10 protein-coding genes and 6 tRNA genes are annotated in these 9050 nt (G+C 37.2%); 14 read left to right on the top strand and 2 right to left on the bottom strand.

The window, feature by feature from the left end:
* Nucleotides 1-26 precede the first annotated feature (26 nt).
* Complete coding sequence (gene uvsE / locus AC0ONG_RS30020; RefSeq protein ID WP_000961146.1) at nt 27-989, top strand: UV DNA damage repair endonuclease UvsE; 963 nt, start codon at nt 27-29, stop codon at nt 987-989.
* On the opposite strand, the gene AC0ONG_RS30025 is transcribed toward uvsE, so the two are convergent.
* Nucleotides 982-1554 carry a rhomboid family intramembrane serine protease gene (locus tag AC0ONG_RS30025; protein WP_000908529.1) on the bottom strand — a complete coding sequence of 191 codons (573 nt, stop codon included), beginning with the start codon at nt 1552-1554 and terminating at the stop codon, nt 982-984. The two genes, uvsE and AC0ONG_RS30025, sit on opposite strands and share 8 nt — an antisense overlap.
* A gap of 93 nt (nt 1555-1647) precedes the next feature.
* On the opposite strand from AC0ONG_RS30025, the gene acpS reads away from it, so the two are divergent.
* From acpS to AC0ONG_RS30055, 6 genes are all read left to right on the top strand, one after another.
* A complete protein-coding gene (acpS, locus tag AC0ONG_RS30030; protein WP_000583418.1) occupies nt 1648-2007 on the top strand; it encodes a holo-ACP synthase in 360 nt (119 codons plus the stop codon).
* A 156-nt stretch (nt 2008-2163) separates the two neighbouring features.
* Nucleotides 2164-3114 (top strand): LolA family protein, encoded by a 951-nt coding sequence (locus tag AC0ONG_RS30035; RefSeq protein WP_003276258.1) that lies wholly within the window; start codon nt 2164-2166, stop codon nt 3112-3114.
* Nucleotides 3115-3231: 117 nt separating this feature from the next.
* Entirely contained in the window at nt 3232-4401 is a 1170-nt protein-coding gene (gene alr, locus AC0ONG_RS30040) for an alanine racemase (RefSeq protein ID WP_000390595.1), read from the top strand.
* A gap of 310 nt (nt 4402-4711) precedes the next feature.
* Nucleotides 4712-4999, top strand: coding sequence for an antitoxin EndoAI (locus tag AC0ONG_RS30045; RefSeq protein WP_000004570.1), 288 nt, complete (start codon nt 4712-4714; stop codon nt 4997-4999).
* 4 nt (nt 5000-5003) lie between these two features.
* A complete protein-coding gene (gene ndoA, locus AC0ONG_RS30050) occupies nt 5004-5354 on the top strand; it encodes a type II toxin-antitoxin system endoribonuclease NdoA (protein ID WP_000635965.1) in 351 nt (116 codons plus the stop codon).
* A 67-nt stretch (nt 5355-5421) separates the two neighbouring features.
* Nucleotides 5422-7590, top strand: coding sequence for a Tex family protein (locus AC0ONG_RS30055; protein WP_000426209.1), 2169 nt, complete (start codon nt 5422-5424; stop codon nt 7588-7590).
* A 57-nt stretch (nt 7591-7647) separates the two neighbouring features.
* On the opposite strand, the gene cmpA is transcribed toward AC0ONG_RS30055, so the two are convergent.
* Nucleotides 7648-7764 (bottom strand): cortex morphogenetic protein CmpA, encoded by a 117-nt coding sequence (gene cmpA / locus AC0ONG_RS30060; protein ID WP_001143640.1) that lies wholly within the window; start codon nt 7762-7764, stop codon nt 7648-7650.
* A 195-nt stretch (nt 7765-7959) separates the two neighbouring features.
* Here cmpA and AC0ONG_RS30065 point away from each other — a divergent pair, with 195 nt between their 5' ends.
* The 7 genes from AC0ONG_RS30065 to AC0ONG_RS30095 all read left to right on the top strand — a co-directional run bounded on the left by AC0ONG_RS30065 (nt 7960) and on the right by AC0ONG_RS30095 (nt 9045).
* Nucleotides 7960-8418: a SprT family protein gene (locus tag AC0ONG_RS30065; RefSeq protein WP_000343553.1), complete on the top strand. Its 459-nt coding sequence runs from the start codon at nt 7960-7962 to the stop codon at nt 8416-8418.
* Nucleotides 8419-8531: 113 nt separating this feature from the next.
* Nucleotides 8532-8606: transfer RNA gene (locus tag AC0ONG_RS30070), tRNA-Asn, on the top strand.
* Between the two features lie 3 nt (nt 8607-8609).
* Nucleotides 8610-8700, top strand: a tRNA-Ser gene (locus tag AC0ONG_RS30075).
* An 8-nt stretch (nt 8701-8708) separates the two neighbouring features.
* A tRNA-Glu gene (locus AC0ONG_RS30080) sits at nt 8709-8783 on the top strand.
* Between the two features lie 4 nt (nt 8784-8787).
* A tRNA-Val gene (locus tag AC0ONG_RS30085) sits at nt 8788-8863 on the top strand.
* Between the two features lie 26 nt (nt 8864-8889).
* Nucleotides 8890-8966: transfer RNA gene (locus tag AC0ONG_RS30090), tRNA-Met, on the top strand.
* 3 nt (nt 8967-8969) lie between these two features.
* Nucleotides 8970-9045, top strand: a tRNA-Asp gene (locus tag AC0ONG_RS30095).
* Nucleotides 9046-9050: the final 5 nt, after the last annotated feature.

A 9050-nucleotide genomic window follows, 5' to 3' on the forward strand; every position in this document is an offset into this window, starting at 1 on the left:
AGTTATGATAGAAAAGGGGCTGTTATATGCTTGTAAGGCTTGGTTACGTTGCGATGAGTGTGCATTTGAAGAATGCATCCCCATCTCAAACGATGACGTACGCACAGTTTCAGAAAATAGATGATCGTGATGCTGCAATTCGTAAACTTGAAAGAATTGCTAATTCCAATTTGGAAAATTGTTTGCGTTTATTAAAGCATAATAAGGGACATGACATATCTTTCTTTCGGCTTAGTTCTAAGCTCATTCCTTTAGCGAATCATGAGGAATTGTTAGAGTGGAACTATATTCGTCCTTTAAAAGAAAAATTGAAAGAATTAGGTGAATATGCAATTCATATGAATATGCGAATTGATTTTCATCCAGATCATTTTGTTGTACTAAATTCACCTGAGGAGAGTGTTTTCAAACAATCTGTAAAGACATTGCAGATGCACAAAAAATTATTAAAAGGCATGGGGATTGAACATAAGCAACGATGTGTACTACATGTTGGAGGAGGGTATAAAGATAAAGAACTTGCATTAGAGCGTTTTATAGAGAATTGGTCTAATGTCCCAAGGGGTATTCAAGAAATGATTATATTAGAAAATGATGATACAACTTTTACGTTAGAGGAAACATTATATTTAGGAGAAAAATTAGATATTCCCGTCGTGTTTGATTTGCATCACCATATGATGAATAATGAGCAAGAAGATTGGTATGAAGATTGGGCACGTGTTGTTCATACGTGGGAAACATCTTTGTTGCCAGTTAAAATGCATATCTCTAGCCCTAGAGAGGGAAAAGATCCAAGAGCTCATGCAGATTATATTAATGTAGACGCATTTTTATCTTTTTTAAGAAGGATAAAGGGAAGTGTTCCGCAAATTGATTGTATGATTGAGGCGAAGATGAAGGATGAGTCTTTATTTCAATTAATGAGGGATTTAAGCGAACAGGTAGATGTAGAAATTATCGATGGTGCAAGCTTTTATATTAAATAAGCTTTGCACCATCGTTTTTTTTGGTTAAAAAAGGAGTTAAAATGCCGCCGGTTATTAAACCTGTTAAATGACTGATCGGATTGGCGGAAGGGTTAAAGAAAGTAAATAGCAGTAATAGAAGTATCATAATTGAGAAAATGGCAATTTCTTTTGGTTGTGAAGAGCGGTAACGATTGTACAATAAAAATAATTGTGCGCCTAATAGTCCGAAAATCCCACCTGATGCACCTGCGTGAATATATTCAGGTGGCATAATAATATAAGAAGAAATATTTCCAGAAATTCCAGAAATAAAAAATAGAATAAAAAAAGAAAAGTGTCCGAGTTGCTTTTCGATAGAAGAACCAAGTGCAAACAAAAAAATACTATTAGAAAGAAAATGTTGTAAGTCTACGTGTACCAGAAGGGAAGTTATGACACGCCACCATTCTCCTTTAGCGATATATTCATTAGAGGCTGCCAGTGGGAAGAGGAAAAAGTCGCCTAATATCATCAGGACTAAGTGAATAAGAAGTAAGGTGAGAATAGTCGATTGTAAAGAAATCTGAGTGGATCTTATTAGCATACGGTTACTATCCCCCCTTTTGCATCAGAAAGATTCTCTGTTATTCTTATCAATATGAAAGAAGAAAGTTAAATAGAAGAAGGGGATTTTGAAATGATTATAGGGATTGGAATCGATATTATTGAATTAAATCGTATTGAAAAAATGCTAGATGGAAAGCTTAAATTTATGGAACGTATTTTAACGGAAAATGAACGTAATGTTGCTATGGAGCTGAAAGGAAGTCGCCTTACAGAGTTTGTAGCTGGAAGATTTGCAGCGAAAGAGGCATATTCAAAAGCTGTAGGTACTGGTATCGGGAAAGAAGTGAGCTTTTTAGATATTGAAGTGAAAAATGATGAAAGAGGTAAGCCGATTCTGATTACAAGTACAGAGTATGTTGTTCATTTATCAATTAGTCATAGTAAGGAATTTGCTGTTGCTCAAGTTGTTTTAGAAAGCTCGTCACGCTAGTCTGCATATTTTATATCTTTGTCTCATATATTTGAGGTAGCGATAAGGAAGGTACATCTTCCATTCATTTATAGGGGCAAAGGGGCTGAAGTGATGAAAAGGCGTCTGTTTTTAGTTCTTGTCGGTTTGTTGACCGTTTTTGTATTGGCGGGTTGTGTGGAAAAGAAACAAGATGATGTCGTGAAAGATTTAGAAGCGAGAGTAAAAGGGATGAAAAGTTATCAAGCTGAAGCGAAATTATCTATTAAAACAGGAAATGAGCCTCAGGAGTATAACGTAGAAATTTGGCATAAGGAACCGTCTTTTTATCGTGTGAATTTAAAGAATGCAAAAAAAGATCAGAGCCAAATTATTTTAAGAAATGAAGAAGGTGTATTTGTATTAACGCCAGCACTTAATAAGAGCTTCCGTTTTCAAAGTGATTGGCCGCAAAATAGCAGCCAGGCTTATTTATATGAATCACTTGTAAGGGATATTTTGCAGGATAAGAAAAACCTTACTTTCGAGAAAACAGATAAGTATTATATTTTTAAAACAAAAACAAACTATCAACATCAAAATATGTTACCGAAACAAGAGATTACACTGAAGAAGAGCGATTTGACTCCAGTTTCAGTGAAGTTAATGGATAATGATCAAAATGTTCTTGTAAAAGTAGATTTCTCTAAGGTAAAATTCGATGCGAAATTTGATAAAGGTGCATTTGATACGAAACAAAATATGTCTAGAGCGCAGGTAGATGTTCAAACAACAGCGAAAGAAGACAAACCGTTTGCTACTTTGTATCCGCTTGATACACCACAAGGTATGACTCTGCAAGATGAAAAAGAGTTGAAGACAGACAGTGGCAAGCGTGCGATACTCACATACACTGGAAATAAGAAATCCTTTACTTTAATACAAGAAAAGGCAAAAGTTGCAGAGGCTTCATCAGCGGTAAGTGTAAGTGGAGAACCGGTTGATCTTGGGTTTACGATTGGTGCGTTGACGAAAGACTCTGTAACGTGGTCGCATAACGGAGTAGAATATATGCTCGTGTCTAAAGGTTTAGAGCCGAAGGAGCTGTTAATGGTTGCTCGTTCAGTTACAGCGAAGCAGGTGAAGTAAACTTCTTAGACGTGGTGATATATGTGCACCACGTCTTTTCTTAGTTTGAAGGTGGATTTCATAAAAGAAGCATATAAAAGAATAAGCTTCGCATATCGTGTATAAGGAAGTGTATTTATGGAAGAAGCACCATTTTATCGTGACACGTGGGTGGAAGTGGATTTAGATGCCATTTATAACAACGTTACACATATTAAAGAGTTCATCCCAAGTGATGTAGAGATTTTTGCTGTAGTTAAAGCGAACGCATATGGGCACGATTATGTACCGGTTGCTAAAACGGCATTAGAAGCGGGTGCAACAAGGTTAGCTGTTGCTTTTTTAGATGAAGCTCTAGTGCTTCGGAGGGCCGGTATTACTGTGCCAATTTTAGTGTTAGGTCCCTCGCCGCCGCGTGATGTAAATGTAGCTGCTGAAAATGATGTAGCGCTAACTGTTTTTCAAAAAGAATGGGTGGACGAAGCAATTAAACTTTGGGATGGTTCATCTGTAATGAAATTTCATATTAATTTTGATAGTGGTATGGGGAGAATTGGAATACGTGAAAGAAAAGAGCTGAAAGAATTTTTAAGGAGTTTAGAAGGTGCACCGTTTTTAGAGTTAGAAGGAGTATACACGCATTTTGCAACGGCAGATGAGGTTGAGACTTCGTATTTTGATAAGCAATATAACACGTTCTTAGAGCAGTTAAGTTGGTTGAAAGAATTCGGAGTGGATCCTAAGTTTGTCCATACAGCTAATAGTGCTGCCACGTTACGTTTTCAAGGGATTACATTTAATGCAGTGCGAATTGGGATTGCAATGTATGGATTATCTCCTTCTGTAGAAATACGTCCTTTTTTACCATTTGAATTAGAACCGGCGCTATCACTGCATACGAAAGTAGCTCATATTAAACAGGTGATTAAAGGTGATGGAATTAGTTATAACGTCACTTATCGAACGAAAACTGAAGAATGGATCGCGACTGTAGCGATTGGTTATGCAGATGGATGGCTTAGAAGATTACAAGGATTTGAAGTGCTTATAAATGGTAAAAGGGTACCGATTGTAGGGCGAGTAACAATGGATCAGTTCATGATTCATCTTCCTTGTGAAGTGCCGCTTGGTACGAAAGTTACGCTTATTGGAAGGCAGGGAGATGAGTATATTAGCGCTACAGAGGTTGCGGAATATTCAGGGACTATTAATTATGAAATTATTGCAACGATCAGTTTCCGTGTGCCAAGAATATTTATACGGAATGGTAAGGTTGTAGAGATAATTAATTACTTGAACAATATATAGAAGGTAGCATGATTGCTTCTTGTCATTGGAGTGACTGTTCATTGCTGGATAATAAGCTCTTTTTGATGAGAAGCTTTTTACTTATAATCATTTTTTATATAAGTTACACGTAAGTTTTGAAGAGGAGTTCTATTGTTTTTAGTTAGTTATGAGATAAAAAATTTAAGAAGATGAATGTTTTGTTTGTGAATTGGAAAACATAAGCAAGGAATAAGGAAGTCTTTGCAACAGGCTCCATACAATGGTATTATTACAATAGGTGTCATATATATATATTTGGGTGTGTAGTTGACGGTGGAGGTGTATTTTTGTGTCCGAATCAAGTGTAACTACTGAAATCGTGGTTCGGTTGCCAAAGCAAATGGTAACGGAATTGGACGGAATTGGAAAACAAGAGAATAAGAATCGCCATGAACTAATTTGCCAGGCAACACAATTGTTATTGCGTCAACATAAGACGAAGAAACGCTACCAACATGAATCAATGCGACGTGGGTATATTGAAATGGGAAAAATTAATCTTGGTATTGCATCTGAAGCTTTCTTAGCGGAGTATGAAGCAGCTCATACAGTAGAACGCTTAGTTAGCGGGGGGTAATATTTTGATTGTAAAACGCGGCGACGTGTATTTTGCAGACCTTTCCCCAGTTGTTGGTTCTGAGCAAGGAGGCGTTCGTCCGGTTCTTGTCATTCAAAATGACATCGGAAATCGTTTTAGTCCAACGGTGATTGTAGCGGCTATTACTGCACAGATTCAAAAAGCGAAATTACCCACTCATGTGGAAATTGATGCGAAAAAGTATGGTTTTGAGAGAGATTCTGTTATTTTACTTGAGCAGATTCGAACAATCGATAAGCAACGCTTAACGGACAAAATCACTCATTTAGATGAAGTGATGATGAGTCGTGTAGATGAAGCGTTACAAATTAGTTTAGGACTAATAGATTTTTAAATCGGCAGTTTAAGTTGCTCTCTTTGAAGGGCAACTTTTTTTATTATAGAGGAGGTTACGGTTGTATATGGAAATGGTAGATAATCGACAAGCGTTAATGAAAATGTTAGTGAAAGAATTAGGCTTTAGCGAAAAGCAAGTTCGTCATGTTATTCAATTAACAGAAGAAGGTAACACAGTTCCATTTATTGCTCGTTACCGAAAAGAATGGACAGGCTCTTTAGATGAGGTGCAAATTCGTGCGATTTTAGAGAGATGGCAATATATGATGCAACTTGAAGATAGGAAGGAAGAAGTTATTCGTCTTATTGGTGAGAAGGGAAAACTGACAGGAGAGCTAAGGCTGCAAATTGTTAAAGCTACAAAGTTGCAGGAAGTAGAAGATTTATATCGTCCATATAAAGAGAAAAGAAGAACGAAAGCAACGATTGCAAAAGAAAAAGGGTTAGAACCGTTAGCTGAATGGTTATTGTTATATAAGAAAGAAGATCCGGCTAAAAAGGCAGTGGAATTTATTAATGCAGAGAAAGAAGTGCAATCTGCAGAAGAAGCTTTACAAGGTGCACAAGACATTATTGCAGAAATGATTTCAGATGAAGCTACGTATCGTAGTTGGATTCGAAATATTACTTTTAGAAAAGGTATTATGTCTTCGTCTGTAAAAGGTGAAGAAAAAGATGAAAAGAATATATATGAAATGTATTACAGTTATGAAGAACCATTGCAAAAAGTAGTACCACATCGTGTATTAGCAATGAATCGCGGTGAGAAAGAAGATATATTGAGAGTTTCTGTTGTCCCACCAGTAGATGAGATATTAAATTTCTTAAATAAGAAAGTAATTCGTGATAACGATTCTAAAAGTGCGCATTATGTACAATTAGCGATTGAAGATGGTTATAAACGATTAATTCAATCTTCAATTGAAAGAGAAATTCGTAAAGAATTAACAGAAACAGCTGAAGAACAAGCGATACATATTTTCTCTGAGAACTTACGTAACTTATTATTACAACCTCCGATGAAAGGGAAAGTCGTGCTAGCGGTAGACCCGGCATATAGAACTGGTTGTAAATTATCTGTAGTAGATGATACGGGGAAAGTACTACATATTGATGTTATTTATCCGCATCCGCCTGTTCGTAAATATGATGACGCAAAAACGAAAGTTCTTTCTATTATAGATAAATATCAAGTTGAAATGATTGCAATTGGTAATGGGACAGCATCTAGAGAAACAGAGGAATTTATAGTAGATGTATTGCAAAGTGTGAAACAGGAAGTCTTTTATATTATTGTAAATGAAGCGGGTGCTAGTGTATATTCAGCTTCTGATTTAGCTCGTGAAGAATTCCCAAATTTACAAGTTGAAGAGAGAAGTGCTGTTTCTATTGGAAGACGTCTGCAAGATCCACTGGCTGAACTTGTGAAAATTGATCCTAAATCAGTTGGAGTTGGACAATACCAACATGATGTATCTCAAAAGAGATTGAATGAGTCATTAACATTTGTAGTAGAGACAGCTGTTAACCAAGTTGGGGTTAATGTAAATACGGCTTCGGTTGCATTGTTACAATATGTTTCAGGTTTATCGAAAACTGTTGCGAAAAATATTGTGGCAAAGAGAGAAGAGGATGGGAAATTCACAAAGCGCACGGAATTAAAGAAAATCCCACGTTTAGGTGCAAAGACGTACGAACAATGTATAGGTTTCTTGCGTATATTAGAAGGAGCGAATCCATTAGATCGGACAGGTATTCATCCTGAACAATATAAAAATGTTGAATTGTTATTGAAGAGTTTAGGGTTATCGATAGATGACGTAGGACAACCGCAATTACAAAAGAGATTGGAAGAAGTAGAGATTTCTAAGTTGTCTCAAGAAACGGGAGTTGGGGAGCCGACGTTAGTTGATATTATAGATGCACTCATTAGTCCAGAACGAGATATGAGGGATGAGTTGCCTAAACCACTTCTGAAAAAAGGGATTTTGAAATTAGAAGATTTAAAACGTGGTATGGAACTAGAAGGAACAGTGCGTAACGTTGTTGATTTTGGTGCTTTTGTTGATGTTGGCGTAAAGCAAGATGGTTTAGTGCATATTTCTAAGCTTAGCAAACAGTTTGTAAAGCATCCGTTAGATGTTGTATCAGTAGGACAAATTGTAAAAGTATGGGTAGATGATATTGATACAAAAAAAGGACGCGTTGCACTATCTATGTTGCCGATTGAATAGTAAGGGAAGAGAGCAGATAAAACTGCTCTTTTTTTATAGAATAAAAAGTGTAATGGATCATGAGTTTTGATGTATTTTGCTATAATAAAACCAGCATTCATTTAGCAATTTAATTTGATACCGGTTTTTTTCGAAATATGCACGTTGCATCTGTTTTTTTAGCCACGTAGGCATAGGAATCCCTCCTTGTTTAATCCTACTCTCAAAAATCTAAAGTACTATTAATGAGAGGTTGGTGAGTGGATTTCTATTCATGTTGTGTTTTTAGAAACCACGCGTCTTGAATGAGGATGGGTATATGTACTATTTAATATATGTATAAGAAGCGTGAAAAGTGTAAAAATATTTTTTTGTTTAGGAGGAATGAGAATGGACGAGAAAGAAATTCAACGGCTAGTGGAAGAAGTATCGCTACAATACTTCGGAATGCCATTTTTACATAAAGTAAAGTTCAATAGTAGGTTGCGTACAACTGGCGGGCGTTATCTGTTGAAGAGTCACAATGTTGAACTGAATTATCGATATTACGAAATGTATGGTAAGGAGGAATTAATCGGAATCATCAAACATGAACTGTGTCATTATCACTTGCATATTACAGGAAGAGGGTATAAGCACAGGGACAGAGATTTTCGTGAGTTGTTAAAGAAAGTTGATGCACCTCGTTTTTGTAGACGAATGATTAATGAAGAGAAGGAAAAAAAGATTTATAAGTATGAATGTATGGAGTGTTTACTTCAATATGTAAGAAGGCGTCAAATAAATACAAAAAGATATGTCTGCGGAAAGTGTAAAGGGAAACTCAAACCGATATCGAAAACATCTTGACAGTAAAAACGCAATCCAGTATATTATAAACATGTCACGTTTGAACAAGATGTTGTTAAAAACTTCTTGACTTACAGAAAGAAATTTTATAAGATACAAATTGTCTTCATTATTCCGCAGTAGCTCAGTGGTAGAGCTATCGGCTGTTAACCGATCGGTCGTAGGTTCGAGTCCTACCTGCGGAGCCATACAGAGAAGTACCCAAGTGGCTCAAGGGGCTCCCCTGCTAAGGGAGTAGATCGCTAACGCGGTGCGAGGGTTCGAATCCCTTCTTCTCTGCCATACATATTGGCCCGTTGGTCAAGTGGTTAAGACACCGCCCTTTCACGGCGGTAACACGGGTTCGAATCCCGTACGGGTCACCACTTCGGAGGATTAGCTCAGCTGGGAGAGCACCTGCCTTACAAGCAGGGGGTCGGCGGTTCGATCCCGTCATCCTCCACCATATGAATTTTATATGAATAGTATCATCGCGGGGTGGAGCAGTACGGTAGCTCGTCGGGCTCATAACCCGAAGGTCGCAGGTTCAAATCCTGTCCCCGCAACCAAATGGTCCCGTGGTGTAGTGGTTAACATGCCTGCCTGTCACGCAGGAGATCGCCGGTTCGACCCCGGTCGGGACCGCCATTTTA

The sequence above is a fragment of the Bacillus sp. TCT6 genome, assembly GCF_056033845.1.